The sequence below is a fragment of the Actinacidiphila oryziradicis genome, assembly GCF_005047355.1.
Lineage (GTDB): Bacteria > Actinomycetota > Actinomycetes > Streptomycetales > Streptomycetaceae > Actinacidiphila > Actinacidiphila oryziradicis.
Window position 1 is genome coordinate 304753 of the sequence record NZ_SUMC01000003.1, and the last position, 25753, is coordinate 330505.

Annotated in this window: 29 protein-coding genes and 2 pseudogenes; 21 read left to right on the top strand and 10 right to left on the bottom strand. The window is 69.4% G+C overall.

The genetic code is table 11. The features are described 5' to 3' along the window. Positions 1 to 12: 12 nt before the first annotated feature. Positions 13 to 315, bottom strand: a complete 303-nt coding sequence (locus FCI23_RS05415) for a putative quinol monooxygenase (protein WP_246143373.1) — start codon at positions 313 to 315, stop codon at positions 13 to 15. Between the two features lie 23 nt (positions 316 to 338). Beyond that, complete coding sequence (locus tag FCI23_RS05420; RefSeq protein WP_136722260.1) at positions 339 to 731, bottom strand: VOC family protein; 393 nt, start codon at positions 729 to 731, stop codon at positions 339 to 341. Positions 732 to 793: 62 nt separating this feature from the next. On the opposite strand from FCI23_RS05420, the gene FCI23_RS05425 reads away from it, so the two are divergent. Next, positions 794 to 1759 (top strand): helix-turn-helix transcriptional regulator, encoded by a 966-nt coding sequence (locus tag FCI23_RS05425; protein ID WP_169316687.1) that lies wholly within the window; start codon positions 794 to 796, stop codon positions 1757 to 1759. 10 nt (positions 1760 to 1769) lie between these two features. Here the strand turns inward: FCI23_RS05425 and FCI23_RS05430 are convergent, their stop codons facing one another. Continuing rightward, positions 1770 to 2243, bottom strand: coding sequence for a rhodanese-like domain-containing protein (locus tag FCI23_RS05430; RefSeq protein WP_136722262.1), 474 nt, complete (start codon positions 2241 to 2243; stop codon positions 1770 to 1772). Positions 2244 to 2336: 93 nt separating this feature from the next. On the opposite strand from FCI23_RS05430, the gene FCI23_RS05435 reads away from it, so the two are divergent. Next, positions 2337 to 2798, top strand: coding sequence for an Lrp/AsnC family transcriptional regulator (locus FCI23_RS05435; RefSeq protein WP_136722263.1), 462 nt, complete (start codon positions 2337 to 2339; stop codon positions 2796 to 2798). A gap of 422 nt (positions 2799 to 3220) precedes the next feature. On the opposite strand, the gene FCI23_RS59280 is transcribed toward FCI23_RS05435, so the two are convergent. The 3 genes from FCI23_RS59280 to FCI23_RS05450 form a co-directional block, all read right to left on the bottom strand. Beyond that, positions 3221 to 3922, bottom strand: a complete 702-nt coding sequence (locus FCI23_RS59280; RefSeq protein WP_246143374.1) for a DoxX family protein — start codon at positions 3920 to 3922, stop codon at positions 3221 to 3223. Positions 3923 to 4114: 192 nt separating this feature from the next. Continuing rightward, positions 4115 to 4345 (bottom strand): DUF397 domain-containing protein, encoded by a 231-nt coding sequence (locus FCI23_RS05445; RefSeq protein ID WP_136722264.1) that lies wholly within the window; start codon positions 4343 to 4345, stop codon positions 4115 to 4117. Next, the gene (locus FCI23_RS05450) at positions 4345 to 5211 is read right to left on the bottom strand and encodes a helix-turn-helix domain-containing protein (RefSeq protein ID WP_136722265.1); all 867 of its coding nucleotides are present in this window, start codon (positions 5209 to 5211) and stop codon (positions 4345 to 4347) included. Before FCI23_RS05450 ends, FCI23_RS05445 begins: the two co-directional genes overlap by 1 nt. A 250-nt stretch (positions 5212 to 5461) precedes the next feature. Between FCI23_RS05450 and FCI23_RS05455 the strand changes: the two genes are divergently transcribed. From FCI23_RS05455 to FCI23_RS05475, 5 genes and pseudogenes are all read left to right on the top strand, one after another. Continuing rightward, on the top strand, positions 5462 to 5743 hold the full coding sequence (locus FCI23_RS05455) for a hypothetical protein (RefSeq protein ID WP_136722266.1): 282 nt from the start codon (positions 5462 to 5464) through the stop codon (positions 5741 to 5743). After that, positions 5736 to 5927 (top strand): hypothetical protein, encoded by a 192-nt coding sequence (locus tag FCI23_RS05460; RefSeq protein WP_136722267.1) that lies wholly within the window; start codon positions 5736 to 5738, stop codon positions 5925 to 5927. The genes FCI23_RS05455 and FCI23_RS05460 overlap by 8 nt, the downstream gene beginning before the upstream one ends. Further along, on the top strand, positions 5927 to 6139 hold the full coding sequence (locus FCI23_RS05465) for a hypothetical protein (RefSeq protein WP_136722268.1): 213 nt from the start codon (positions 5927 to 5929) through the stop codon (positions 6137 to 6139). The genes FCI23_RS05460 and FCI23_RS05465 overlap by 1 nt, the downstream gene beginning before the upstream one ends. Before the next feature lie 150 nt (positions 6140 to 6289). Then, the gene (locus tag FCI23_RS05470) at positions 6290 to 7168 is read left to right on the top strand and encodes a GNAT family N-acetyltransferase (RefSeq protein WP_136722269.1); all 879 of its coding nucleotides are present in this window, start codon (positions 6290 to 6292) and stop codon (positions 7166 to 7168) included. A gap of 48 nt (positions 7169 to 7216) precedes the next feature. Then, a pseudogene (locus tag FCI23_RS05475) lies at positions 7217 to 7893 on the top strand (GNAT family N-acetyltransferase). 146 nt (positions 7894 to 8039) lie between these two features. On the opposite strand, the gene FCI23_RS05480 reads toward FCI23_RS05475, so the two are convergent. Continuing rightward, the gene (locus tag FCI23_RS05480) at positions 8040 to 8237 is read right to left on the bottom strand and encodes an MBL fold metallo-hydrolase (protein WP_136722270.1); all 198 of its coding nucleotides are present in this window, start codon (positions 8235 to 8237) and stop codon (positions 8040 to 8042) included. Positions 8238 to 8654: 417 nt separating this feature from the next. Here FCI23_RS05480 and FCI23_RS05485 point away from each other — a divergent pair, with 417 nt between their 5' ends. The 10 genes from FCI23_RS05485 (at position 8655) to FCI23_RS62280 (ending at position 17537) form a co-directional block, all read left to right on the top strand. After that, positions 8655 to 10343, top strand: coding sequence for a hydrogenase maturation protein (locus FCI23_RS05485; protein WP_136722271.1), 1689 nt, complete (start codon positions 8655 to 8657; stop codon positions 10341 to 10343). 118 nt (positions 10344 to 10461) lie between these two features. Then, complete coding sequence (locus FCI23_RS05490; protein WP_136722325.1) at positions 10462 to 11496, top strand: NADH-quinone oxidoreductase subunit B family protein; 1035 nt, start codon at positions 10462 to 10464, stop codon at positions 11494 to 11496. A gap of 37 nt (positions 11497 to 11533) precedes the next feature. Next, the gene (locus FCI23_RS05495; RefSeq protein WP_136722272.1) at positions 11534 to 13321 is read left to right on the top strand and encodes a nickel-dependent hydrogenase large subunit; all 1788 of its coding nucleotides are present in this window, start codon (positions 11534 to 11536) and stop codon (positions 13319 to 13321) included. A gap of 11 nt (positions 13322 to 13332) precedes the next feature. Then, positions 13333 to 13890 carry a NifU family protein gene (locus FCI23_RS05500; RefSeq protein ID WP_136722273.1) on the top strand — a complete coding sequence of 186 codons (558 nt, stop codon included), beginning with the start codon at positions 13333 to 13335 and terminating at the stop codon, positions 13888 to 13890. Between the two features lie 5 nt (positions 13891 to 13895). Beyond that, positions 13896 to 14531: a DUF5947 family protein gene (locus tag FCI23_RS05505; protein ID WP_246143395.1), complete on the top strand. Its 636-nt coding sequence runs from the start codon at positions 13896 to 13898 to the stop codon at positions 14529 to 14531. A gap of 46 nt (positions 14532 to 14577) precedes the next feature. Further along, complete coding sequence (locus FCI23_RS05510) at positions 14578 to 14787, top strand: hypothetical protein (protein ID WP_136722274.1); 210 nt, start codon at positions 14578 to 14580, stop codon at positions 14785 to 14787. After that, positions 14784 to 15524, top strand: coding sequence for a DUF6084 family protein (locus tag FCI23_RS05515; protein WP_211265215.1), 741 nt, complete (start codon positions 14784 to 14786; stop codon positions 15522 to 15524). The genes FCI23_RS05510 and FCI23_RS05515 overlap by 4 nt, the downstream gene beginning before the upstream one ends. Further along, complete coding sequence (locus FCI23_RS05520) at positions 15512 to 16567, top strand: hypothetical protein (RefSeq protein ID WP_136722275.1); 1056 nt, start codon at positions 15512 to 15514, stop codon at positions 16565 to 16567. Before FCI23_RS05515 ends, FCI23_RS05520 begins: the two co-directional genes overlap by 13 nt. After that, entirely contained in the window at positions 16564 to 17409 is an 846-nt protein-coding gene (locus FCI23_RS05525) for a hydrogenase maturation protease (RefSeq protein ID WP_322973802.1), read from the top strand. Before FCI23_RS05520 ends, FCI23_RS05525 begins: the two co-directional genes overlap by 4 nt. After that, a complete protein-coding gene (locus tag FCI23_RS62280) occupies positions 17406 to 17537 on the top strand; it encodes a hypothetical protein (protein WP_265737721.1) in 132 nt (43 codons plus the stop codon). Before FCI23_RS05525 ends, FCI23_RS62280 begins: the two co-directional genes overlap by 4 nt. 633 nt (positions 17538 to 18170) lie before the next feature. Here the strand turns inward: FCI23_RS62280 and FCI23_RS05535 are convergent. Continuing rightward, positions 18171 to 19160 carry a Gfo/Idh/MocA family protein gene (locus FCI23_RS05535; RefSeq protein ID WP_246143377.1) on the bottom strand — a complete coding sequence of 330 codons (990 nt, stop codon included), beginning with the start codon at positions 19158 to 19160 and terminating at the stop codon, positions 18171 to 18173. Between the two features lie 71 nt (positions 19161 to 19231). On the opposite strand from FCI23_RS05535, the gene FCI23_RS05540 reads away from it, so the two are divergent. The 3 genes and pseudogenes from FCI23_RS05540 to FCI23_RS05550 all read left to right on the top strand — a co-directional run. Next, positions 19232 to 20557, top strand: coding sequence for a multidrug effflux MFS transporter (locus tag FCI23_RS05540; RefSeq protein WP_136722277.1), 1326 nt, complete (start codon positions 19232 to 19234; stop codon positions 20555 to 20557). Between the two features lie 21 nt (positions 20558 to 20578). After that, complete coding sequence (locus FCI23_RS05545) at positions 20579 to 20776, top strand: hypothetical protein (RefSeq protein WP_136722278.1); 198 nt, start codon at positions 20579 to 20581, stop codon at positions 20774 to 20776. A 31-nt stretch (positions 20777 to 20807) separates the two neighbouring features. Beyond that, positions 20808 to 21803: pseudogene (locus tag FCI23_RS05550) on the top strand (serine hydrolase domain-containing protein); the annotation flags it as partial. 325 nt (positions 21804 to 22128) lie between these two features. Here the strand turns inward: FCI23_RS05550 and FCI23_RS05555 are convergent. Then, the gene (locus tag FCI23_RS05555; RefSeq protein WP_136722280.1) at positions 22129 to 23343 is read right to left on the bottom strand and encodes a YVTN family beta-propeller repeat protein; all 1215 of its coding nucleotides are present in this window, start codon (positions 23341 to 23343) and stop codon (positions 22129 to 22131) included. After that, entirely contained in the window at positions 23340 to 24107 is a 768-nt protein-coding gene (locus FCI23_RS05560) for a polysaccharide deacetylase family protein (protein WP_136722281.1), read from the bottom strand. Before FCI23_RS05560 ends, FCI23_RS05555 begins: the two co-directional genes overlap by 4 nt. Positions 24108 to 24639: 532 nt before the next feature. Between FCI23_RS05560 and FCI23_RS05565 the strand changes: the two genes are divergently transcribed. Then, complete coding sequence (locus FCI23_RS05565; RefSeq protein ID WP_136722282.1) at positions 24640 to 25470, top strand: endo alpha-1,4 polygalactosaminidase; 831 nt, start codon at positions 24640 to 24642, stop codon at positions 25468 to 25470. Positions 25471 to 25753 lie beyond the last annotated feature (283 nt).

Sequence of the window (25753 nt, forward strand, 5' to 3'; positions counted from 1 at the left end):
GTGGCTCGTTCGTCAGGATCGGCCGTCGGGCGGCAGGCCCACACCGCCCAGGACGGTGAGGTCCGTGCGGTGCGGTGGGCCCGACAGGAGGGCGAGGACGTCGGCGGGGGTGGGGCCGTCGGCGGGCGGCGGAGAGGCGAGGGCGGCTTGTGCGCTGGCGTCGTCCTGCCAGACCTCGGTGACGTGCACCGTGTCCGGGTCGGCTCTGTCCTGGCTGATCAGATAGATCTCGCAGCCCGGGAAGCCGCGCAGCCGCTCCGCGACGCTCAGCAGGACGGCGGCGAGTTCGCCGCCCCTGCCTGGGCGCGCGCTCATGGTCATCAGTCGGCCGATCACGCTCAGGCCAGGGTGGTGATGCAGAAGGGGTGGCCTGCGGGGTCCAGCAGGACCCGCCAACGGTCGGGCTGCGGCTGGGCCGGGGGTTCGACGGCGCCCAGGGCCATCAGCCGGGTCTGGGCGGCGTCCAGGTCGTCGACGCCGAGTTCGAGGTGGGCCTGCTTCTCGTAGGAAGGGTCCGGCCAGGTGGGCCGCTGGTAGCCGGCCAGCCGGTTGAAGCCCATTCCGGGCGAGCCCTCCTGGCCGAGGAGGATGAAGTCGTCGCTGGAGTAGGTGACGGGCAGGCCGAGGGCGTCGCTGTAGAAGCGGGCCAGCTCGGCGGGGTCCGGGCAGTCGAACGTGACGGCCGAGAAGCGGATCGCGGGTGTCGATGTGGTTCCGGTGTGCGTGCTCATGGGATGACGTTATGACGGGACCAGGACAGTTTCGGTCCTGGTCATGCGGGACACTTCGGGATGTGATCAGCACATCCGCCCGCCTGCTCCGACTGGTCTCACTGCTGTCCGCACGGCCGTCGTGGACCTGCGGCGAGCTGGCCGAGCGGATGTCGGTCACCGAGCGCACCGTCCGGCGGGACGTCGCCAGGCTGCGCGAGCTCGGCTACGGCGTCGAGTCCGACCCAGGTCCGTGGGGAGGCTACCGACTCGGCGGCGGGACCCGGGTGCCGCCGCTGATCCTTGACGACGAGGAGGCTCTCGCCGTGGCCGTCGCACTGCGCGAGGCCGCACTCAGCGGCGTCCTCGGCAGCGATCAGGCCGCGCTGTCGGCGCTGCTGAAACTGCGGCAGGTCCTGCCGACGCCAGTCGCGGCGCGGCTCAGGGAGATGGACGCCGCGTTCGTGCAGACGCCCAGGCCGGACGAGCAGCAGATCGCCCCCGGCATGCTGCTGGCACTCGCCACCGCCTGCCGCCGGGGCGAGCGCATCCACCTGTCGTACCGCGACCGGGAAGGGAAGGCCACCCTCCGGGACGTCGACCCGTACCGCCTCGTGCACACGGGGCGCCGCTGGTACTTCGTCGCCCGGGATGTGGCGCGGGGCGAGTGGCGGACGTTCCGGGCGGACCGGGTCGCGCAGATACGGTCGACCGGGCGCAGGGTGAAGCTCCTGGACCCGCCCGACCCGGCGCTGCTCGTCTCCCGCTCCATCGCGAGCGGCACGTACCCGCTCCACGTGACGGTCCGCCTCCCGCTGCCCTTGGCCCAGGCGCTGCGGCTGGTCCCACCGACGGTCGGCACCCACCGCCCGGACGGCCCCGACGCCACCGTCGTCGACATCGGCGGCCCCGACGCGGACGGGCTCGCCAAGTACCTGCTCGGCCTGGGCACCCCGCTCCGGGTGCTGTCCCCGGACGACGTACGGGAGGCGCTGCTCCGCCGCACCCGGGAACTGTTCGAGGACAACCGGGGCGGGGATGCCCCGTAGGCGGCGTCCCTCAGCATGCGCAGGTAATAGAGCCGACCGGCGAGGTCAGCGGGTCCGCCCGGTGCTGCTCGATGCCGTCCACCGTCTCGATCGCGAAGCCCTCCCGGATCCAGTACTCGAAGCCGCCGATCATCTCCTTGACGCGGTAGCCCAGCCGGGCAAGGGCGAGCGCCGCGCGGGTCGCTCCGTCGCAGCCCGGCCCCCAGCAGTAGGTGATGACCGGGACCGCCGGGTCCAGCAGGTCCGCCGCGCGGGCAGGGATATCGGCGGTAGGCAGGTGCAGCGCCCCCGGCACATGCCCTTGTTGCCAGCCCGCGACCCCGCGCGAGTCGACCAGGACGAAGCCCGGGTTACCACGGTCGAGGGACGCACGCACATCGGAGACGTCCGCCTGGAAGGTCAGTCGTCCGGTGAAGAAGGCAACGGCATCGGCCGGGGCTGCGGGCGGCACACGCAGCGCCGCGCTGGTGTCAGTGATCGTCATGCCCGCAACGCTATGACGCGAAGTCCCACGGCGGAACCGACGATCGCCGACGATCGGCTTGATCTACCGGTGATTCCCCGGTATTTATCTGCCATGACCCCTTATTCCACGGATGACATCGACATGCGCATCCTGGAAGCCCTACAACGCGAGGGACGTGCCACCTACGCCGAGCTGGCACGCACCGTCTCCATGTCCGCCAGCGCAGTCACCGAACGCGTCCGACGACTGGAGGAGAGCGGGGTGATCGCCGGCTACTCAGCTGTCGTCGACCCCGAACGCCTCGGACTCGACATCCTGGCCTTCGTACGGCTCCGCTATCCGACCAGCAACTACAAGCCCTTCCATGACCTGGTCGCCACGACCCCGGAGATCATCGAGGCTCACCATGTGACCGGCGAAGACTGCTTCGTCCTGAAGGTCGTCGCCCGCTCGATGCGTCACTTGGAGCAGACCACCGGCCGCATCGCCGGGCTCGGCTCCGTGACTACCACCGTGGTCTACTCCAGTACGCTCAAGAACCGCGCGATCACCGCTGCCGCCCTGAAGGACTGAGTGCTTGGCGCTCACCCGGTCTTCTCCAAGCGCGACGTGGAGGCCGTCCCAGCACAGAAGGTAATTTCGTTTTTCCGCTCAGGATCCGGACACAGGCGCAGGCTAGGCTCCGGCTGAGGCGGCAAGGGCTTTGAACTGATCCCACTGCACCCGGGGTCGTGCCGGCTCGCGCCGCTCCATGTACCTCCTGGTGGCTTTGCGGGCGTTGCGCAGGGTACGGAGACGCCGCCCAGTCCGCCTGCCCCGGCGGGCTCGATGACGTGACTGAGGGGGTCTTCGAAGCTGGGCGGTGCGTCGTTTCGGACAGGATGATCAGCTGTCACACCGCATGAGGGTCAGGGATGTTGCTGATGCCCCGGGAGTAGGAGGCCCGTGGCCATGGGCCTGTTCGCTACGCAGAACGATCACCCAGAGAATGGCAGCTACCACGCACCGAATCTGCCAAAGGCGACGAACAGGCAGGCCAGCAGAATGACCGCGTTGACGCCGAAGACCTGCTTGTACTCGCGCAAGGTCCAGTGCGAAGCTGCCGCGCCGACCATGACCACTGCGAGACCGATCGCGGCCCACGGAGTGAGGGTCGGTGCGATGCCGGTCAGCCACGGCACTATGAGCCCTATCGCCGCCAGGGCTTCCAGCGCCGCGACGACTCGGATCACCGGAAGCGGAAACGGCGCGACGCCGGTCTGGCCCGTGTCAATCATCCGTTCCTTCGTCTGCCTCGACTTCGCAGTCCCGGAGGACAGGAAGATTGCGGCCAGCAGGACTTGCCCGATCCAAAGCGCGATGTTCATGTGGTGTCTCCGATGAGAGAGGGCTGCGGTGTGATGGTCGACTAGGGTCCGGTGCCGATCTGCCGATCTGCCGATCTGCCGGTCGGTGGAGGCGTCCGGGCCATTCCCATTGAAGAGGCCTTCCGCGAGATTTGCGAAGGCGGCGATGTAACGGTCCTCATCAATGCCACCGGGCTGGGTGCCGAATACGTCGCGCAGGAGCCAGAAGAGCGCGATGGCTCCGGTGAGTACGACAGCGAGGGCTGTCCAGTCCCGGTCCTCGGGTCGGCCTTGGGCCCGTAGCCACTGCGCCGTCGAATCTTGGATGCGTCGCATCTCGGCCGCTCGCACAGCGGGAGCGTGGCCAGCGTGATCAACCCCCGAAGGGCTTTCGGAGTCCACCACTTAGGCGGCGTAACAGCTGATCAGCCGGTCGGAAACTACGCACCGCTCAACTTCGAAGACCCGTGTTTGCGGGGGCCCGACGGCCCCCGGGAGAGTGCCCGGGCATCAGATCCAGTCCGTCCGGGCGCTAAAGCACCGCTACAGATTGTCGAAGTCGCCAGCCGCCATGCCCTGCTTGAACGCCGACCACTCTCCCGGTGTGAAGCACAGGTGCGGTCCGGCTGGGTTCTTCGAATCCCGGACGGCGACGCCCCCGCCGGGGAGGGGGGCCAGTTCGAAGCACTCGCCGTTGTTGCCCGTGAAACTGGACTTCTGCCAGGTCAGGGTGGTCGGGTCGATGGCGTACAAGTCAGCTTTTATGGGATGCATCAGATTCCCTCGGTCATGATTTTCGCGATGAGGTCACGGGTCTTGTCCGGGCCGAGGGCTGCCGCCGTCAGGTTCTTGTGGAGCCTGTGCAGGCGTCGGAGGTCTCGCGGGTCGTCAAGGACGATGCTGCCCGCTACGGACTCGCCGAACGCTACATCGGGCATGTCCCCGCCTGGGAACTGGAGGATCCTGTAGGCACCGGTCTGTGTGCCCTCCTCTCCCTTCTCGTACGGGATTACTCTCAGGTCGATCATGTCCCGCTCTGACAGCTCCAAAAGGCGATGGAGTTGGTCACGGTGAGCCTGTTGCCCTCCCACCTGATACTGCAACACGCCTTGCGTGATGACGTACTGGCAGACCATCGGACGCGAACCATCAAGCCTGTGCCGCTGCCGCAGCGTCCTCACCTCCACAAGCCCATCGATCTGATCCGGGCCGAGGGACGCGAAGCCGACGCCAATGACGGCACGCGCATACTCCTCAGTTTGCAGCAGACCCGGGACGATGCCTACCTGGTATTCGAGGACGCGTTCGGCCGCGTCCTCGAACGAAATCAACCGCTCATAGCTCGCGCTGATGAACTCCCGGTACGTGGCCCACCAGGGCAGCCTGCGGTCGCGGGAGTCGGCGAGGAGCGTGCTCAGCTCGTCGCGTTCGCCCTCGGGTACCTCGAATAGGTCCATCAGTTCGGCGAAGAGCTTCTGTGAACAAGTGCGCTTACCGGTCTCGATCCGGCTGAGCAAAGAGTCAGTGACCCCGAGGTGTCCCGCGACCTTGGCCAGCGTCATGCCTTTGATCTCGTCCCGATGGCGCCGCAGAGCCGCTCCGAGGCTCATGCGAGCCATCAACTGTGTGCTGGTGCCCATATGTTCCCCAGTGTCCAAGTGCCACGAGGTTACCGCAGGCTGCTCGCGTCACCGTCTTGGTAGCTGTTTGGCAATTACCAAGCAACGTACTTGACGTTAACCAGGCAGGTGCTTCACGCTCGACCTGTGCACTTTCGGTGTCCGCTCGAATGCGGAGCGCTACTGCTGTGTACGTTCGGAAGCAACAGACCCCGGCGACCGCTGCAACCGGTCCCGGGGCATGGCAAACGCCAAACGAAGGAGCGTTCGCATGCAGAACCCTATCCGCCGCTGCCTCGCCTGGGGCAAGGCGCTCAGATCACCCGGCCGCCGACGGCGTGCCCCCGCGCAACTGGTCGCCGCATGGATGAAGGCCACGCAGCCCGCAAGGGCATGGCAGCCGCCGCGTCAGCTGCAGGAGTTGCCGCACGAGGGCATGGCAGACGTCATCACGGCGATCGTGAGGCCCTACGTCCTGACGCACGATGAGTGGCAGCAGGTCTGGCCGGGGCGCCGGGCGCTTGCCGGGATGCGGGGAATGGGCGATGAGTGAGGCCCGCGAAGAACTCGCGCGATGGGCGGCCGGCCGGGACGGCATCGTACGGGCGGAGAAGGAGCCCGGCGAGAGCGAGCCGGAGCCGGAGATGCCCGAGTTGGAGCCTGCCGAGCACCCGGAGCTGATCGCCAAGCTGCGGGAGATCAACCACCGCAGCCGCTCCGACGGGAGGCTGAAGTGATGGCGAAGGCGCAGTCCATCCCGCTCGGTACGGTCGTACGGGACCTGGCCACCGACCGGGTCGGCGTGCTGGCGGACGTACTTGACTACTCCGACCCGTACCAAGTGGGCGCGGTCCAACCGCCCGTCCGGCTGGCGTTCCTACGCCCCCTCGGCGGCGGATGCGAGTGGACCACGTGCCCGGATCAGGTGGTATCCGCGCCCGGGGGGTGACCGCCGATCGCACGCGGGCCCAGCGGTGCCGAGCATCGCCGGGCCCGCGTGGCGCACGGCGACGGCTGGTTTGCACCACCCCATTTGCGCTCCGGGCGGAGACTCGAAAAACCGCATGCTCGTGATTGGAGCGACCTGTACGTTAAGAGCATGGACTCGGTGCAGTTGAGGCTGTTGCGGGAGGATGACCTCCAGTCCGCGGAACGTGCGTCAGCGGTGACGTTTCTCGAGGCGAATCGGCGGAGTAGAAGAGTCAGCGAACCGGAGATAGAACCACGCTCGGCGTCTGTCTCGAAACAGTGGATTGACCGGATACGCTTTTTCCTTGCGGTGGATCCGGGAGGCTGTTGGGTCGCGGCGGACGGCGACGACGTTATTGGTTTCGCGATTTCGCAGAATCGTGGCCGTGTTTGGTTCCTGGCGACCTACGGTGTGCTGCCCGGGCATCAGGGAATGGGAATCGGGAAGCGACTGATGGACGCCGTCCTGGCGCACTCCGCCGGCCGTCAGGGCATGTTCATCTCCAGCGTGCACCCCGGAGCGACCCGCCGATACCGGTTGGCGGGTTTCTCGTTGTACCCGCTGATGTGGATGGTAGGCACCGTCGACCGGTCCACCCTCCCGGTGGTCGCCGGGATCCGGGAGGGGCAGGTCAGTGACCTCGAATGGATGGACCGGCTGGACCAGGACCTCCGCGGGGCCGGGCACGGACCGGATCACGGCTACATGCTGGACACCCCGCGGCTGGTCGTGTCCCGGGCGAAGGGCAGGCCAGGATATGTGTACATCGACGACCAGGGGCGGGGGGTACTTCTTGCTGCCGCGCGTCCGGAAACAGCACAGAACTTGTTGTGGGAGGCCTTGGCCTCGTCGCGGGGAGATACCGCCGTCAACTCCATCACGACCGCCAACGAGTGGGCGGTCGACGTCGGTCTGGCGGCCCGTCTCGACATTGGCCAGGAGGGGTATCTCGCGGTCCGCGGTATGAAGGCCCCGGCACCGTATCTGGCCAGCGGACACTTCCTTTGATCAGTCGTTCGTTCGTTCGACCTCACTGGGCGGCAGGAGCGAGGGTTAATGAGTTTCAGGCTTGCGGGGCCGGTCCTTGAAGGCGAGTTCGTGCGCCTGGAGCCACTGGACCATCGTCATGCGCCGGACCTGGCTGTGGCGGCGGAAGAGGACCGGAGTTCATTTGGGTACACGTGGGTGCCTACGGCAGCCGAGGTCGGACCGTACATTGAAGCGCAGCTCGCTCGTGCCGCGACGGGGAGGCTCGCTCCGTATGCGCAAGTGGCGAAGTCATCGGGGCGGGCAGTCGGGGCCACGGCCTACTGGGAGCCACGGTTGTGGCCGGTGAAAGGGCATTTGTGCGCGATAGAGGTCGGGTTCACTTGGCTTGCCACGTCAGCCCAAGGCACTGGACTGAATACTGAGTCCAAGTTGCTGCTGTTCCGCAACGCGTTTGAAAACTGGGGCGCGGCCCGAGTCGATCTGAAAACGGACGCACGGAACAGCCGCTCTCGTGCCGCGATCGAGGGGTGGGCGCGCGGTTTGAAGGTGTTCTAAGAAATTGGTCCCAGTCATGGGCACCAGGCGAAGATGGCCGCCTCCGCGACTCTGCGATGTACTCAATTATCGCAACGGAATGGCCGGACTGTCGGGCGCGGCTGGAAGAGCGGTTGGGCAGGTACCACCTCGAAACGCTATCCGCAGACAACGTGGTGCCTGACGCCTCACGGTCGCGGCGGGTGTGAGTGGACCACGTGGGCGGGGCTCGCGCCGCCTCCGCCGAGCTGTCTTCGTCCGATCCCGGGGGCGTTTGGGGTGCCATGGCGTCCGCTGCTCCTTTGTGCGTGTGCCGGGTCCGTCCGGACGCGGCCTGACATATTCTGGCCGATTCTCAGCCGAGGTCGATGACGAGACCGCTGTCAGCGATCGCGGTTTCGCCGTTGTACGACCGTCGGGCTTCATCCAGGGAGGCCTGTGGGGCCGATCCGGGCCGTAGGTGGGTGAGCAGGAGGCGATCCACGCCGGCTTGAGCGGCGTACTGGCCGGCCTGCCGCGCGCTGGAAAGGTACTGGGCGGAGTGCGCGGGCACCTCCTCGGCGTGGCCCGGCCGCCGGCAGGCGATGTTCGATCAGCTGGTGGTCGGGAGAGGGTTGCGGAGCTTCGTCCGGACGGCGCAATTCCGGGGGGGCTGCGGCCTGGCTTCCGTGGGCGCGGGCGCGGCTGCGCGACCATTGGCGGACGCCGCGGCGCCCGCGGCGGGCCTTTTCCCCACCCCGCCCCTTCCCGACTCCGCCCGATATGCGGCTGGCGCCGCGTGGGGGGCTCCGCCCCAGACCCCAGTCCTCAAACGCCGGACGGGCTGGATGGTCACCGGGTTGTGGGCAGGCGTGCCGGAGGGTGGCACTGGTGGGCACAACCCGGCCACCGGCCTCGCACGCAAAGGGCCCGGCCCGCCGCAGGCGTCCGGTACCGCTCCGCACGGCTCAGGACCCCCACCGGAGGTGCCATGCGCATCCTGCTCGTCGCCAGTGCGTTCAACAGTCTGACCCAGCGCATCCAAGCCGATCTGTCCGATCGGGGTCATACCCCGGCCCTGGCGCTGGCGACGGAGGACGAGGTGGTGCGTGCGGCGGTGCGCCGCTACGCGCCGGAGCTGATCGTCGCGCCGATGCTGAGGACGGCACTCCCTGAGGACGTGTGGTCCGCCCACACCTGTCTGATCGTCCATCCGGGGCCGCCGGGCGACCGTGGGCCGTCCTCGCTGGACTGGGCGATCCACACCGGCGCCGAGCGCTGGGCGGTGACCGTCCTGCAGGCCGACGCGGAGATGGACGCGGGGGACATCTGGGCGACGGTCCCCTTCGAGGTGCCGGCGGTGGGCAAGAGCGACCTGTACCGGGGGGAGGCGGGCGACGCGGCGGTGGCCGCCGTCGCGCTGGCGGTGGAGCGGTTCGCGTCGGGCCGGCACAAGCCGCAGCCGCAGCACGGCCCGGAGGTCGAGGCGGTGTGCCGTCCGTACTTCCGCCAGGAGGCGCGCCGGATCGACTGGTCGGCGGACTCGTCGGAGACCGTGCTGCGCAAGCTGCGCGGCGCCGACTCCCAGCCGGGCGTGCTGGACGAGCTGCTGGGTGCGCAGTGGTATCTGCACGGTGGCCACCCGGAGGACGAGCTGCGGGGCATTCCGGGGGCGATCGTGGCCACCCGCGCCGGCGCGATCTGCCGGGCGACCCGGGACGGCGCCGTGTGGATCCCGGAACTGAGGCGGCGGCGTACGCCGGGCGGGCCGGTGACCTTCAAGCGGCCCGCGGTGGACGCCCTCGCCGGTTGTCTGCCCCCGGTGCCGGAGGTGCCGGCGCCGCTGGAGCTGCCGGGCCACCGGCGCACCTGGACGGACATCGGTTACAGGGAGGACGGGGAGGTGGGCCGGCTGCGGTTCTCTTTCCCCGGCGGGGCGATGAGCACGGCCCACTGCCGGCGGCTGCTCGCGGCGTACCGGTTCGCCCTGTCCCGCCCGACCTCGGTCCTGGTGCTGGGTGGCGCGCGGGACTTCTTCTCCAACGGCATCCACCTGAACGTCATCGAGGCCGCCGCGGACCCTGCCGAGGAGTCCTGGGCCAATATCAACGCCATGGACGACCTGGTCGAGGCGGTCCTGCGCACCACGGACCGGCTGGTGGTGGCGGCGCTGGGCGGGAACGCGGCGGCCGGCGGGGTGATGCTGGCGCTCGCGGCGGACGAGGTGTGGTGCAGGGCCGGTGCCGTGCTGAACCCGCACTACCGGCTGATGGGTCTCTACGGCTCCGAGTACTGGACCTATACGCTGCCCCGCCGCGTCGGCGGCGACCGCGCCGAGCGGCTGATGCGGGAGGCGGCCCCGGTGAGCGCTGCCGCCGCCGTCGCCCTGGGGCTGGCGGACCGGCTGGTGACCGCCTCACCGGAGGGCTTCCCGGATGAGGCCGCCAGGATGGCGGAACAGATGGCCGGTTACCGGGCGCTCGCGCGGCGGATCGCGGACAAGGGCGCTGTCCGGGTGAGGGACGAGGCGGCCAAGCCACTGGCGGCCTACCGCCATGAAGAGCTGAACCGGATGCACCGCACCTTCTTCCGGGCCGACGACCCGTACCACGCACTGCGACGGGCCTTTGTCCGCAAGGAGGCCGGCGGGGCAGACCGGGCAGGGCCGGTAGCCACTTAGAATGCACTCGGCTTGTGGCAAATGTTCAGCTATGTCACGGTTGGTTCGGAAGTCACCTGGGGGGACTGCTTATCACTGTCAGTAACGGAGAAGGGAGGCGGTCGTGGGTACTGAGCCGATGACGCCCGGCTTCGAGGAGGTCCACATCCTGTGGACCTCCGAGGGCATGAGCTGTGACGGCGACACGGTCTCCATCACGGCCGCGTCCCTGCCGAGCCTGGAAGACGTGGTCCTCGGAGCCATCCCCGGTCTGCCGAAGGTCCACCTGCACAACAAGGTACTGGCCTACGAGACCGGCGACGACTTCATGGCGGCGTTCCACCAGGCCGCACGCGGTGACCTGGAGCCGTTCATCTTCGTGGTCGAAGGGTCGATCCCGAACGAGAAGATCAACGGTGACGGCTACTGGACCTCCATGGGCAACGACCCCGCGACCGGCGAGCCGATCACCGTCAACGAGTGGATCGACCGCCTGGCGCACAAGGCGTGGGCGGTCGTGGCGATCGGCACCTGTGCCACGTACGGCGGTATCCACGCGATGGCCGGGAACCCGACCGGCAGCATGGGACTGGCCGACTATCTCGGCTGGGACTTCCGGTCGGCCGGCGGCCTGCCGATCGTGAACGTCCCGGGCTGTCCGGTCCAGCCCGACAACTTCATGGAGACCCTGCTGTGGGTCCTGCACCAGGCCGCCGGGCTCGCGCCGACCATCCCCCTCGACGAGCAACTGCGGCCCACCTGGCTGTTCGGCAAGACCGTCCACGAGGGCTGCGACCGCGCCGCGTACTACGAGCAGGGCGACTTCGCCAAGGACTACAACTCGCCGAAGTGCATCGTCAAGATCGGCTGCTGGGGGCCGGTGGTCAACTGCAACGTCACCAAGCGCGGCTGGATGGACGGCGTCGGCGGCTGCCCCAACGTCGGCGGCATCTGCATCGGGTGCACCATGCCCGGCTTCCCCGACAAGTTCATGCCCTTCATGGACGAGCCCCCCGGCGGCACTCTGTCGTCCGGCGTGATGAGCGTCTACGGACCGTTCATCCGCACTTTGCGCTCGATCACCAATGTGACCGGCAACAAGGAACCCAAGTGGCGTCACAACCGTGCCGAGCTGACCAGCGGCTACGACCCCCGCTGGTCCGGCCGTAAGTAGAACCTTAGCCGTAAGCAATTGTGCGAGAGGAACGACTGTGGCGACCCGTCAAGACACCGGTCCCGGACAACGCGACCTCACCGAGGTGGTGTTCGACCCCATCACCCGGATCATCGGGAACCTCGGCATCTATACGAAGATCGACTTTCCCAAGCGTGAGGTCGTGGAGTGCCGGAGTACCTCTTCGATCTTCCGTGGCTACAGCGTTTTCATGAAGGGCAAGGACCCCAGGGACTCGCACTTCATCACCAGCCGGATCTGCGGCATCTGCGGCGACAACCACGCCACCTGCTCGATCTACGCACAGAACATGGCCTACGGCGTGAAGCCGCCGCCGCTCGCCGACTGGATCATCAACCTGGGCGAAGCCGCAGAGTTCATGTTCGACCACACGATCTTCCAGGACAACATGGTCTTCGTCGACTTCTGCGAACGCATGGTCAAGGAGACCAACCCCAGCCTGCTGGACAAGGCCGAGCGGACAGCCGCGCCACGCGGCGAGGTGCACGGATACAAGACCGTTGCCGACATCATGCGCTCGTACAACCCCTTCGAGGGCGACACGTACAAGACGGCGCTGCTGATGAGCCGTCTCACCCGTGAGATGTGCTGCCTGATGGAAGGACGGCACGTCCACCCGTCCACCCTCTACCCCGGCGGGGTCGGCACCGTCGCGACGCCGCAGGTCTTCACCGACTACCTCGTACGGCTCATGCGGTTCGTGGACTTCGCCAAGCGGGCCGTGGCGATGAACGACGACGTGTTCGACTTCTTCCTGGAGGCCATGCCCGGCTACGAGGAGGTCGGCCGGCGGCGGACCCTGCTCGCCTGCTGGGGGTGCTTCCAGGACCCCGACGTCGTGGACTACGACTACCGGCACATGAACCAGTGGGGCAACTCCATGTTCGTGACCCCCGGGATCGTCATCGACAACGAACTGGTCACCACCAACCTGGTCGACATCAATCTGCAGATGCGCATCCTGCTCGGCAGCTCGTACTACAACGACTGGACGAACGAGGAGCTGTACGTAGACAAGGACCCGCTGGGCAACCCGATCGACCGGCGCCACCCCTGGAACCAGACCACCCTTCCCGTTCCGCAGAAGCGCGACCTGGAAGGCGGCAAGTACAGCTGGGTCGTCAGCCCCCGCTGGCTGGACAAGCGAACGGGCGACCACCTCGCGCTCGACACCGGCGGCGGGCCGCTGGCCCGGCTTTGGGCCACCTCCCTCGCGAACAAGGTCCGGACCCCGTATGTGCGCTCCACCGGGCACAGCGTGGAGATCGACCTGCCGAAGACTCCGGCGATGCCCGAGATGCGGCTGGAATGGAAGCCCCCGCCCTTCCCCAACACGATCGAACGCAACCGCGCCCGGATGTACTTCGTCGCCTACGCGGCCGGGATGGCGCTGTACTTCGTCGAGCGGGCGCTCGCGGAGGTGCGGGCCGGGCGCACCCAGACCTTCCAGGACTTCAAGGTGCCCAAGGAGGCGATCGGCGTCGGCTTCCACGAAGCCGTCCGCGGCGTCCTCTCGCACCACCTGGTGATCCGCGACGGCAAGATCGCCAACTACCAGCCCTACCCGCCCACCCCCTGGAACGCCAGCCCCCGCGACTCCTACGGCACGCCCGGCCCGTACGAGGACGCCGTGCAGGGCATGCCGATCTTCGAGGAGAACACCCCGGAGAACTTCAAGGGCATCGACATCATGCGCACCGTGCGCAGCTTCGACCCCTGTCTGCCCTGCGGCGTCCACATGTACCTGGGCGGCGGGCGCACCCTGCGGCAGCAGCACTCGCCCACCTTCGGCGCGCTGGCATAGGGAAGGCCGACATGCCCTGGGAAGACCACGACGCTCGCGAGCACGTCGCCCGGACCGAGCAGAAGCTGTCCCGGCTGGAGACACTGCCGGACAACGCGGCCCGCGCACACGCCACGGAAGCCCTGCAAGCCCTCGTAGAGCTCTACGGAGAGTGCCTGGACCGCGTCATGAGCCACGCTGTGTCCGCGTCGGCATCCGGGTCCGAGCTGCTGACGGCCCTGCTGTCCGACGAACTCGTCAGCCACCTGCTGCTGGTACACGACCTGCACCCGGACTCCGTCGAGGCCCGGGTGCAGCGGGCCCTGGAGGACGTACGCCCCTACCTGAAATCGCACGGGGGCGACGTGGAACTGCTGGCCGTGGAAGGGACGGTGGCCCGGGTCCGCCTGCACGGGTCGTGCAACGGCTGCAAGTCGTCGGCGGCGACCCTGGAACTGGCCGTCCGGGAGGCGGTGACCCGCGCGGCGCCGGAGATCGTCCAGGTGACGACGGCGGAGGCCGAGCCGTCGCCGCAGACCCTGATCCCCGTCGCCGACCTCTTCCGCGGCCAGCCGACGGCGACCCGGTGAGCACCATGCCCGCTCCCGCGTCCGACTCCCGGCTGCGCGGCCTCGCCCGGGCGGCGCGCACCACCGGCGCCTCGTCCCGGGGAGTCGGCGACGGGCGGGAGCGCTGCGACCTGTGCGCCGAACCGCTGGCCCCGGAGCACCGCCATCTCCTCGACGTACCCGCGGACGCGATCAACTGCGCCTGCCGCGCCTGCGCGCTGCTCTTCGACCGGCAGTCCGCAGGGGGCCGGCACTACCGGCTCATCCCGACGGGGGCCCGCCGCCTGGATGACTGCGGCATCGACGACCTGCTGTGGGTGTCCCTGGGCGTCCCCGTCGATCTGGCCTTCTTCGTGCGCCACGCCGACGGGCCGGTCACAGCCGGGTATCCGAGCCCGCTGGGCGCACTGCGCTCCACGGTGGACCCCCAGGCCTGGCAGGAGATGACCCGGACGGCCCCGGCGATCGCGGAGCTGGAGGAGGACGTGCAGGCCCTGCTGGTCAACCGCTCCCGTGGAGCGCAGGAGCACTGGCTCGTCCCCCTGGACGACTGCTACCGGCTGGTGGCACTGGTGCGTACCCACTGGAAGGGCCTGGGCGGTGGGTCCGAGGTCTGGGACCAGGTCGAACGATTCTTCGCGGAACTGTCCGCGAGGGACTGAAGAACCGAAGAGTCGAAGAACCGCAGGAAGCGACCGAGGAGGCGGCATGGCCGAGATCAAGGTCGGGAAACCCGACATCAGGACCGACGGTACGGCACACATCCCTGGCGTCCGCCAGGGCAACCACCGGGGCTTGTGCAAACGCAACCCCGGCCATCTGCCGGGCGGACTGTCCGACGCCCGGCGGTCCACCGGCATCAACCCCGAACCGAAGAACGCCATCCTGCCCGTGATGCCCAACCTCTCACCCGCATGACCGTATCCGAGCAGCAGGCGGCACCCCGACCGGGCGACAGCGGCGGCGCGGCGGCGCAGGCCAGCCCCGACCTCGGCTTCACCGTTGCGCTCGCCGAGCCCGTGCCCTTCGCGGCCGTGCCCACGCTGATGTTCCGCGTCGCCATCACCCGCAGCGGCGGCGGCCCTGTCCGGTCCGTCAACCTGACCACCGGCATCCGGATCGCCGCCACCCGCCGCCGGTACGACACCGTCCCCCACAGCGCCATGGCGGAGTTGTTCGGTGCCCCCGAAAAGTGGGGCACCAACCTGCGGCCGCTGGCATGGACACAGATCACCACTGTCGTTCCGCCCTTCGACGGCTCCATCACCGTCGATCTCCCCGTGCCGTGCAGCACCGACGCGGAACTCGCCATCACCAAGTACTTCCACGCCGTCCGCGACGGCGACGTACCCCTGGACTTCTTGTTCAGCGGGACGATCTTCCACACGGCACCCGACGGCGCCCTGCGCACCGCCCAGATCTCCTGGGCCAAGGACACCACCTACCAGCTGTCCGCCCAGCTCTGGCACGGCCTGATCGACCGCTACTACGGAGGCAGCACCTGGCTGCGGCTGTCCAAGGACGCCCACGACCGGCTCAGCGCCTACCGGGCACGGCAGGTCCTGCCCGGCTGGGACGAGACCGTCCACAGTCTCCTGGACCGGGCCCAGCCGCCGATTCCCCACGACACGGCAGGAGCGCCATGGACGCCGTAGACCCCGTGGAGAAGATCGCCCGCACCTGCCTGTACGAGGGCTATCTGCTCTGGCCCTACCGGAAGTCGGCCCTGAAGAACACCCGGCGCTGGACGTTCGGCGGAGTCTTCCCGCAGTCCTGCGCCGATGAGCTCGGCGAACCCGCCGGCATGCGGACCCAGGTACTGATCGAGGCCGGCCCGGCGACGACCGTCGGCGTACGGATCCGGTTCCTGCACCTCGTCGACCGCCGAGTCCTGCGGGAAGGACCGCACGGCCCCGAGCCGGTGGAGGAACTCACCGTCGGTGACCGCCGGTACGTCAGCTGGCAGGAGGCAACCGAGCGCGAGATCGTCCTGCCGCCCCGGACACCCGCCGCCCCCGCCCTTGCCTGCCGTACCGCCATCGACGTACCCGAAGGCCAGGCGGAGGAACCCCTCACCGACCCGGCAGGCCACCGGGCGGGCACAGTGCTGCGCAGCTGGAAGCGGCTCACGGGCACCATCGAGACCGAGGCCGTACCGGTGGCGGACGGCGCCTTCAGGCTGACCGTCCGGATCCTCAACACCACCCCGTGCCCGCCGCTGCCCGCCGCGGCCCTCGGGGCCCGGGACGAGACGGCCGCGTACGCCTTCCTGTCCACCCACACCGTGCTGGACGCCGACGGCGGCCACTTCGTCTCGCTCACCGACCCGCCTGACCACCTGCGGCAGGCTGCCGCCGACTGCGACAACGCCGGCACCTGGCCCGTCCTCGTGGCCGCCGGCGAACCGGCCCCCGGCAGCAGCCGGCAACGCGCGAGCACAGTGCTCTCCTCGCCGGTGACGCTGTACGACTTCCCGGCCGTCGCACCGGAGAGCCCGGGCGATCTCTTCGACGGCCTGGAGATCGACCAGCTCCTCATCCTCAGCGTCCTCAGCATGTCCGACGAGGAAAGGGAGGACGCCCGCGCCTGCGACCCCAGGGCCCGGGAAATCCTGGACCGCTGCGCCGCTCTCGGCCCCGACGAACTCATGGCCCTGCACGGAAGGACACGGGCCGGCCGCCCGCTGGAGGACGCATGAGGGACGACACGGTACGGACCGTCGTGGTGGACGGCGTCACGCTGGGCCGGGGCAGCCGCGTGCGGCTGCGTCCCGGGCGCCGGGGCGACATCTTCGACCTGGCGCTGGCCGGGCGGACGGCGGAGATCGACAGCGTCGAGGAGGACATGGAGGGGCGGATCCATGTCACCGTTCTCCTGGACGGCGACATGGGCCGCGACTTCACCACCAGCCTGGGCCACCGCTTCTTCTTCTCCCCGCAGGAGCTGGAACCGGCCGCCGAGGACGCCGGCCTCTGCGAAGTCCCGGCGCGGGCACGCCTGCTGGTCGCCGGCATCGGGAACATCTTCCTGGCGGACGACGCGTTCGGCCCGGAAGTCATCACCGCGGTCCGCCGCGAGCCGCTGCCCGAGGGCGTGCATGTCGCCGACTTCGGCATCCGCGGCATGGACCTGGCCTACCGGCTGCTGGACGGCTACGACACCGCCGTACTCGTGGACGCCGCACCCCGCGGCGACCGCCCCGGCGCCCTGTGCGTCATCGAACCCGGACCCGGGAACGACGAGGACCGCGCGGTGGCCCCCGAGGCCCATGCCATGGATCCGGTCAAGGTGCTGGCCCTGGCGGGACAACTCGGTGACGGCACCCTTCCCCGCATCCTCGTCCTCGGCTGTGAGCCGCAGACGCGGATGGACGGGGCTGAGGCCGACGTGACCGTCGGCCTCAGCCCGCCGGTGCGCGAGGCGATCGGCCCCGCCGTGGAGCTGCTGCGGCACATGGTCCGGGCGCTGCTCCGGGACCCCCTCACACCCCTCGACGACCTTGTCGTTCCGGAGGCCCTGAAGGAGGTGACACACCCATGAAGAACGGCATCTGCATCCCCGCCGGCGTCGTCCGCGCCGCCGTATTCGTCATGACGGCCGCCGCCGTCACGGCGATCGCCTTCAACGCGTCGGACATCGTGCGCTACATCAAGATCGAACGGATGTGAAGTTCTAGGCGGGTGACGGTTCCGGCGTCGGTCCCGGCGCCGGTCCGGGCTCCGGCACAGGCAGCGGTGGCCCGGGTGCGGGGCGCGGCTCGGGCTCCGGAACCGGGGGCATGGGGTCGGGCCCCGGCTTGTCGGGAAACGGCGGCACCGGATCGGGGCCCGGAGTGGGAATGGGCCGCGGCTCGGGCGGTCGGGGCTGGGTCATCGGAACTCCCGCATCAGGCATGGGCCCGCACGCGTCGGCATCGTCGTCCTTGTCGGGCCCTGCTGGCTGTCTCGCCGACGCACCCGTCGGCTACCCGGGTGATCGTGACGTATGCGGAGCCGGCCGGGGCCCGGCCCGGGCTCCGGGCAGGACTCAGGGGCGGTTTCGGTCGCGGTCGCGGATATCGGGCCGGCTTCCTGAGGGATTTCGATCCCGGTCGCCGTCCCGGCCTCGGTGCCGGCCCAGGGATCGGTGGGCGCGGTATGGGGCACGTGCGGGGTGTGGTCCTGATGTGCATGGCCCCACGTAATCGTACGGAGTCGGGCGTATCGGCCGTTCTTCGTACCTGTCATCCAAGAGAACGAAAAGCGGTCAGTTCCGGGTGTGAATGCGACGGTAAACGTTCGGCATCGTTGCCGCGCCCGACATCAGGCTTCGCCGGGATAGCGGACGCCGATGCGATCCCGAATGGCGTCGAGGGTGCGCATGACGGCGAGGGAGGAGTCGAGCGGAGCGAAGGGGGACTCCAGCTCGCCGGCGCGGAGGCAGCGCATGACTTCGGCGGCCTCGTAGCGGAGGCCGTGGGAGGGGACGGCCGGATCGGTGAAGGATTCGGGGTCGCGGTCGGGCCGGTGCAGCACGAAGCGGTCGGTGTTGAAGAAGCCGCGGGGGAATTCGATGCGCCCGGTGGAGCCGGTGATCGAGGCGGTCTGGGCGGTGTCGGCGCTGAGTGAGGAGCTGAGCAGGGCGAGGGCGCCGGTGTCGTAGCCGAGGAGGACGCCGGTGTTGTCGTCGACGCCTTCGGGGGTGAGATGAGCCCATGCGCGTACCTCGTCCGGCTCGCCGAGGAGCAGATGGGCGAAGGAGACCGGATAGACGCCGAGGTCGAGCAGCGCACCGCCGGCCTGCGCGGGATCGCGGAGCCGGTGTTCGGGCGGGAAGGGGCCGCCGAGGCCGAAGTCCGCGTGGACGGTGCGGATTTCGCCGATGGCGCCGTCCCGGACGAGCTCGGTCATACGTTGGATGACGGGGTTGAAGTACATCCACATGGCCTCCATGAGGAAGAGCCCCTGGTGCCGCGCGAGGTCGACGAGTTCGCGCGCCTCGAAGGCGTTCACCGTGAACGCCTTCTCGCACAGCACGGCCCGCCCGGCCTGCAGGCACAGGCCCGCGGCGGGGCGGTGCGCGGAGTGCGGGCCGGCGACGTAGACGATGTCGATGCCTTCGTCGTCCGCGAGTTCGGTCCAGCTGCCGTAGGCGCGCGGGATGCCGAAGCGGTCCGCGAAGGTCTTCGCGGAGGCGAGGCTGCGCGAGCCGACCGCGACGACCTCGGCGTCGGGCATCTTCAGGAGGTCGGCGGTGAAGGACGCGGCGATCCCACCGGTCGCCAGAACGCCCCACCGGATCTTTGCTGTCACGGCCCTGCCCCCAACAAATGGTCCGACCTCTCAGGAAATCCCTGAGAGCATAGAGGACGACCCAACCCATCATGGAGAACCGCATGCCGGAAGCCGGGCCGACCCCGCCCGACCATATATCCACACCGGACCCGTCAATGTCGGCAGGACGCGCCGAGCACGCCGGGACCGCCGCCGAGCCGACCGCACAGCGCCGCACCAGCCTGCTGGTGACCTTCGTACTCGGCGGGCTCACCGCGCTGCCGCCGCTGTCCATGGACATGTATCTGCCGGCCCTGCCGGAGGTCACCAAGTCTTTGCACAGCCCGGCCGCGACGGTCCAGCTCACGCTCACCGCGTGCCTGGCCGGGATGGCGCTCGGCCAGCTGGTCGTCGGGCCGATGAGTGACAGGTGGGGGCGCCGCAGGCCGCTGCTCATCGGCATGGTGATCTACGTCCTCGCCACCGCCGTGTGCGTGTTCGCGCCGACCACCGAGTTGCTGATCGTCTTCCGGCTGCTCCAGGGGCTGGCCGGCGCCGCCGGGATCGTCATCGCCCGCGCGATCGTCCGCGATCTCCACGACGGCTTCGCGATGGCCAGGTTCTTCTCCACCCTGATGCTGATCTCCGGCGTCGCGCCGATCATCGCGCCCGTCATCGGCGGCCAGATACTCCGCGTCACCGACTGGCGGGGCGTTTTCGCCGTCCTGACCGTGATCGGCATCGCGCTCACCCTGGTCGTCTGGCGCTGGCTGCACGAGACCCTGCCACCCGGCCGCCGGCATGAAGGCGGCCTCGGCGAGACCCTCGGTACGATGCGCGGGCTGCTCGCCGACAAGCCCTTCGCCGGGTATCTGCTCACCGGCAGTTTCACCTTCGCGGCGCTCTTCGCGTATGTCTCCGCCTCCGCCTTCGTCGTCCAGGAGATCTACGGGGCCTCCCCGCAGACGTACAGCCTGCTCTTCGGGCTGAACTCCATCGGCCTGGTCGTGGTCGGCCAGTTCAACGGCAAGGTGCTGGTCGGGCGGGTCAGCCTGGACCTGGTGCTGGGCATCGGCCTGGGGATCATCGTGCTCGCGGCGGTGGCGCTGCTGGTGATGACGACCGGGGTCCTCGGCAAGGCAGGTCTGGTCCCGGTGGCGGCCGGGCTCTTCGTCCTGATGACGGCCATGAGCCTGGTACTCCCCAATACCAGCGCCCTCGCGCTGATGCGCACCCCGAACGCCGCCGGTTCCGCCTCCGCGCTGCTCGGGACCTCGTCCTTCCTCATCGGCGCGATCGCCTCGCCGCTGGTCGGCGTCACCGGCGAGCACACGGCGGTGCCGATGGCGGTGGTACAGCTGGTCAGCGCGCTGGCGGCCGCAGCCTGCTTCGCCGGGCTCTGCCGCCCCCGGCGACGTACTGTGGATGCACGGTAGGACGGCCCTCTGGAGGCAGCGATGTCAGAGCCGAGCGACGAGAGCAAGTGGGCCTTCAAGACGGCGGACAGCTGTCTTCACACGGGATCCGAACATATGGTCGATCCGGAGGATCTGGTCATGGCCTCCGGCCGCGAACTCACCCCGGCGCGAATCGAGAAGGCCCGCAAAGCCCTGGAGGAGCATGGCGCCGCAGCTGTCGAAAGGTACCTGCCCTGAGGCGGGGCTGCGCGCCGACGAGCTGCGCGCGCTCGTCGCGGAGCTGAAGGCATACCTGGGTGCGTGCCCGCCGCCCGCGCACCCCTGGTGCGCGGGCGCGGTCGTGCTCGCCGGGCGCGGGCCCGTCGTCGCGCTGCACGAGGCGGTCGGCTGGGCGGTGCGTTACGCCTCGTACGACGAGAGCGCCGACCGGGGCGTCGAGCTGCCGCCCGAGCGGTGGGTGCCGATGCGGACCGACACGGTCTTCGACCTGGCGTCGCTCAGCAAGCTGTTCACAGCGGTACTGGCGGTACGCCACCTGAGGCTCGACACGCAGGTCCACGCGTACCTGCCGGAGTTCCGGCCCGGGATCACGGTGCGGCATCTCCTCGGCCACACCTCCGGCTTCCGGCCGGAGCTGCCGTTCTACGAGGCGCCGGACCGCCGGGCACGGCTGCAGATGCTCTACGACGAGCAGCCGCTGCACGCCCCCGGCACGGTGCGCGTCTACTCCGACCTGAACTTCATCGCCCTGCAAGTGGCGCTGGAGCGGGTCACCGGCGAGCCGTTGGACACCCTCGTACGGGACGGGATCACGGTGCCGCTCGGCATGGCCGACACCCGCTACAACCCGCCGCCGTCCTGGCGGCCCCGGATCGCGGCCACCGAGGACCAGCGCCGGCCCTGGGGGCGGCTGGACCGCGGCATGGTGCACGGCACCGTCCACGACGAGAACGCCTACGCGATGGGAGGAGTCGCCGGACACGCCGGGCTCTTCTCCACTGCCTGGGACCTGGCGCTCCTCTGCCGCGCCCTGCTGGACGCGGGCGGCCCCTACACCGGGTTCGAGCTGGACCAGCCGTGGTTCATGGGCGAGCTGGCCGGCCCGCGTACCGCCGGGCACACCGGCTTCACCGGGACGAGCATGGTCCTGGACCCGGACACCGACACCTTCCTCGTGCTGCTCGCCAACTCCGTCCACCCCTGCCGTTCCTGGCGCGACGGCAGCGCCCCGCGCGCGGCGGCGGCGACCCGGCTCGCGCGGGCCGCCTCCGGCGGGGGGCGCTAGGGCCTGTCCGGTCGATCTCCGCGGCGTCGCGTGCCCTGGCACCAGCGCTCGCGGCGTTGTCGTCGGTCGACGACGCTCCGCGTCGCCTCCCTCCTCCGCCTTGCGATCACAGGCGCCAGATCCCGCTCCTTCCTCCACGGAGATCGACCGGACAGGCCCTAGGGCCTGTCCGGCGGATCATGGGCGCCCGCCGCGTTGGGGGCGCCTGCCAGCGGTAGCTGGGGGCCGCGGCGGGCACGCGGCGGCGAAGGGGCCCTTCATGACCCGCCGGACAGGGCCCAGTCGCGTGCCGGGGGCGTCTCCCTCACCGGAAGATCCCCGTGTGGCCCAGCGAATAGCGGCCCGGCTGGGGGTATACGGCCAGGCCGTGCGGGCCCCGGCCGACCGGGATCTTGGCGAGAGTGCGGCCGGTGCCTGTGTCGATGGCGTACACCTCGGAGTTGTACCGCCCGGACAGCCACAGCACCTTGCCGTCGGCCGACACCCCGCCCATGTCGGGGCTGCCGCCGCCCTGGATCCGCCACTTCTTGACGAGCTTCCCGGTGGCGAAGTCGAGTACGGAGATCGAGCCCTCGCCACGGTTGGAGATGTACAGGTACTTCGAGTCGCGGCTGACATAGAGGCCGTGGGTGCCCTTCCCGGTGCGCAGCAGGGTCGGCCGGGCGAAGGTGTCGCCGTTCAGCACCCACAGGCCGTTGGCCACCATGTCGGCGACGTACCAGGTCCGCCCGTCGGGGGAGATCTTCACGTCCTGCGGCATCGCGCCGTGGATCGGCAGCTTCTGCTGGGCGATCACCGTCATCCGCTCGGTGTCGACCTTCAGCAGCTCGCCGGAGAACTCGCAGGAGACTATGAAGTACCGGCCGTCCGGCGAGAAATCCGCGTGGTTGACGCCCTCGCAGGTCACGGGGACGGTCTTCACCGTCCGCATGGTGTGCGCGTCGCGGAAGACGAGTTGCTTGTCCATGGAGGCCATGACCACCGCGTACTTGCCGTTCGGCGTGAAGTAGAGGTTGTACGGGTCGTGCACCGGCACCGGCTTGCCCGCCTTGCCGGTGGCGGGGTCGATGGGGGTGAGCGTGTTGCCGAGATCGTTATTGACCCAGAGCGTCTTCAGGTCCCAGGAAGGGACGACGTGCTGCGGCTCGCGGCCGACCCGGATCGTCTTGATCACCTTGTAGGTCGCCGGGTCTATCACCGACACCGTGTCGGACTGGGTGTTCGGGACGTACACCCGGGACGGGAAGTTCTTCACCACGGGCGAGAGCTGGTTGGGACGGTCCGCCGCGTAGAGGTCCTTCGGGTCCAGCAGCGGCGGCATACCCGGCAGTCCGGCCGCTGCTGCCGCTGCCGCCGTCGGCCGGACCGACGGTGTCGCTCTCGCCGAGGCCGAGGCCCGGCCGGTGGCCGCCTTGGGCTCCGAACCCAGAAGCCCGCAGCCACTGGTGAGGGCGCAGGTGATGGCGAGGGCCACAGCGGGCAGGGGGCGCACCCGGGGCCGTATCGGTATCCGCGTCATGTCAGCAGCTCCGTCGTCGTCACAGCGCTGAGCCCGCGTTGGTGCAGGCCGTCGAGGATGGCGGGCAGCGCGGTGATCGTGCCGGCGTGCCCGAGGTGCAGGCTCACCACGGAGCCGGGGCGGACCTGCCGCAGCACGTTCTTGCGTACCGCGTCCGCCCCCGGATCGGTGTAGTCCAGGGAGTCCACGTCGTACGAGAGGGTGTGCGCGTATCCGGCGCGGCGGGCCGCCCGCTCCACCAGCGCGTTCGCCAACCGGGTCTGCGACGGCCGGAACCAATGGCCCTCCGAGCCGGTCAGCCGCCGCAGCCGCTGCGCGCAGCCGGCTATCTCGGCGTACGCCGCCGCCTCGCCCATCGCATCGATGTCCCGGTGGCTCTGGGTGTGATTGCCCAGCTCATGCCCCCCGTCCAGAATCCGGTGCGCCAGACTCGGATTGGCGTCGAGCCACTGGCCCACCGCCATCACCGTCAGCCGCGCCCCGGCCCGCTCCGCCTCGGCGAGGAGCGCGGTGGCCATCGCCGGTTCGCCCTGCCCGTGGAAGGTGAGCGCCACGCGCGGGCGGTCGCGCGGCCCATGGGTGATCTGCGCGGGCAGCACCGGGGCGGCGGACGCGCTGGACGGCGACGCGGCCGGGGAGGTCGGGGTGGCGCTGCTCGCCCTCGCGGAGGACGGCCGCCCGTTCGGCGCGCAGCCGGACGTGAGGGCTCCGGCGGTGGCTGCGTATGCGGCGCCCCGCAGGACTCCGCGTCGATTTATGGTCATCTCTGCCTACTCTATTGATTCACCTGTGGAATGACCATGAAGGTTGGGGCACTCGGGTGACGCCTGCCCCGGCCCGGCGCTGACATGGTGTGCCCTGGACAACAGGTCACTACGTGGAGGGCACGTGGCGGAATCACCCGGCATGAACCGTACGGGGTGGCGGTGGACCGCGCCGGGACCCTGATCTGGCGTCATTTGGCCCAGTGGGTCCCTTCCCCGACGCATCGCTGTGCCACCCGATGGACCGCCAGTGGCTGCACTACGCGTTCCTCTCACGCCAGGTCGGCCAGGCGGTGATCGCCAACTTGTCGGTGCTCGGCCCATCGCGGGGCGCGGGCGCGGGGAGCCCCGGCGGCCTGCAGGCCCGGCACCGCCGCCGGCCAACAGGTTCTCCGCCGGATCTTCGGCAGCCTCGATCAACAGCAACAGTCCGATCTCGCTGAACTGCTCAACTCCATCGAAGCCACCATCGAGTCAACAGACCTGCCGGACAGGCCCTAAGGCTCGCGGTCGCCGGAATAGGGTGAGTCCCATGATCCACACCCGCCTGAAGGCGGCGCTGCTCAGCGCCCTGGCCGCCCTGGCCGGGCTGGCCGCCTGTACGGGGACGGGGACGGGCACCGACGCCGCCCCGGCGGCGCGCCGTTGGCAGCCGCAGCCCCGTACCGCCTGGCAGTGGCAGCTCAGCGGCAAGGTCAGCCTCGCGGCGGACGTTCCCGTATACGACATCGACGGCTTCGACAACACCGCCGCTACCGTCGCCGCACTCCACCGGCGCGGCCGCAAGGCCATCTGCTACATCAGCGTCGGCGCCTGGGAGGACTTCCGCTCCGACGCAGCCGCCTTCCCCAAGAAGGTCCTGGGCCGGTCCAACGGCTGGGACGGCGAGCGCTGGCTGGACATCCGCCGTACCGCCATCCTCCGCCCGCTGATGGCCAAGCGGTTCGACATTTGCCGGACGAAAGGCTTCGATGCCGTCGAGCCCGACAACACCGACGGCTACCGCAATCGCACCGGCTTCAAGCTCACCGCCGCCGACCAGCTGACCTTCAATCGTATGATCGCGAAGCTGGCCCATGACCGGGGCATGGCGGTCGGCCTCAAGAACGATCTCGACCAGATCCCGCAGCTCCTCGGCGACTTCGACTTCGCCGTCAACGAGCAGTGCGCGGAGTTCGACGAATGCGCCCGGCTCAAGCCGTTCATCGCCGCCGGCAAGGCCGTCTTCCACGTTGAGTACAACCTGCCTCCAAGCCGCTTCTGCGCCCAATCGGGCCGGCTCGGCCTCAGCTCCATGGAGAAACGTCTCGAACTCGGCGCCTGGCGCGCCCCCTGCCCCACAGCCGTCGCACAGAACTCCTGACTCGCGCATGTAACGGCAGTCCCACGACAGCTCCGACCTGCCGCTGACCTGCCACAGGCCGGTCGCGCTGATCCCCGGGGCCCAGCCGTTTTCCGCCGGACGCGGCGCTGGATACGCGCTGTATCCCCGCGTCCCACGCTGGGGGCCCGGCCTCTAAGTGCGTTGTGGCAAAGGGAGTCCCTGTTCGATGAGCAGGGGCTTCTTCGTGTGCGGGGCATGATCGCGGAGAGGTAGGGGCAGGCAGCGGACGGCTTGTTGTTGACCGAGGAGGTTGAGATGCCGT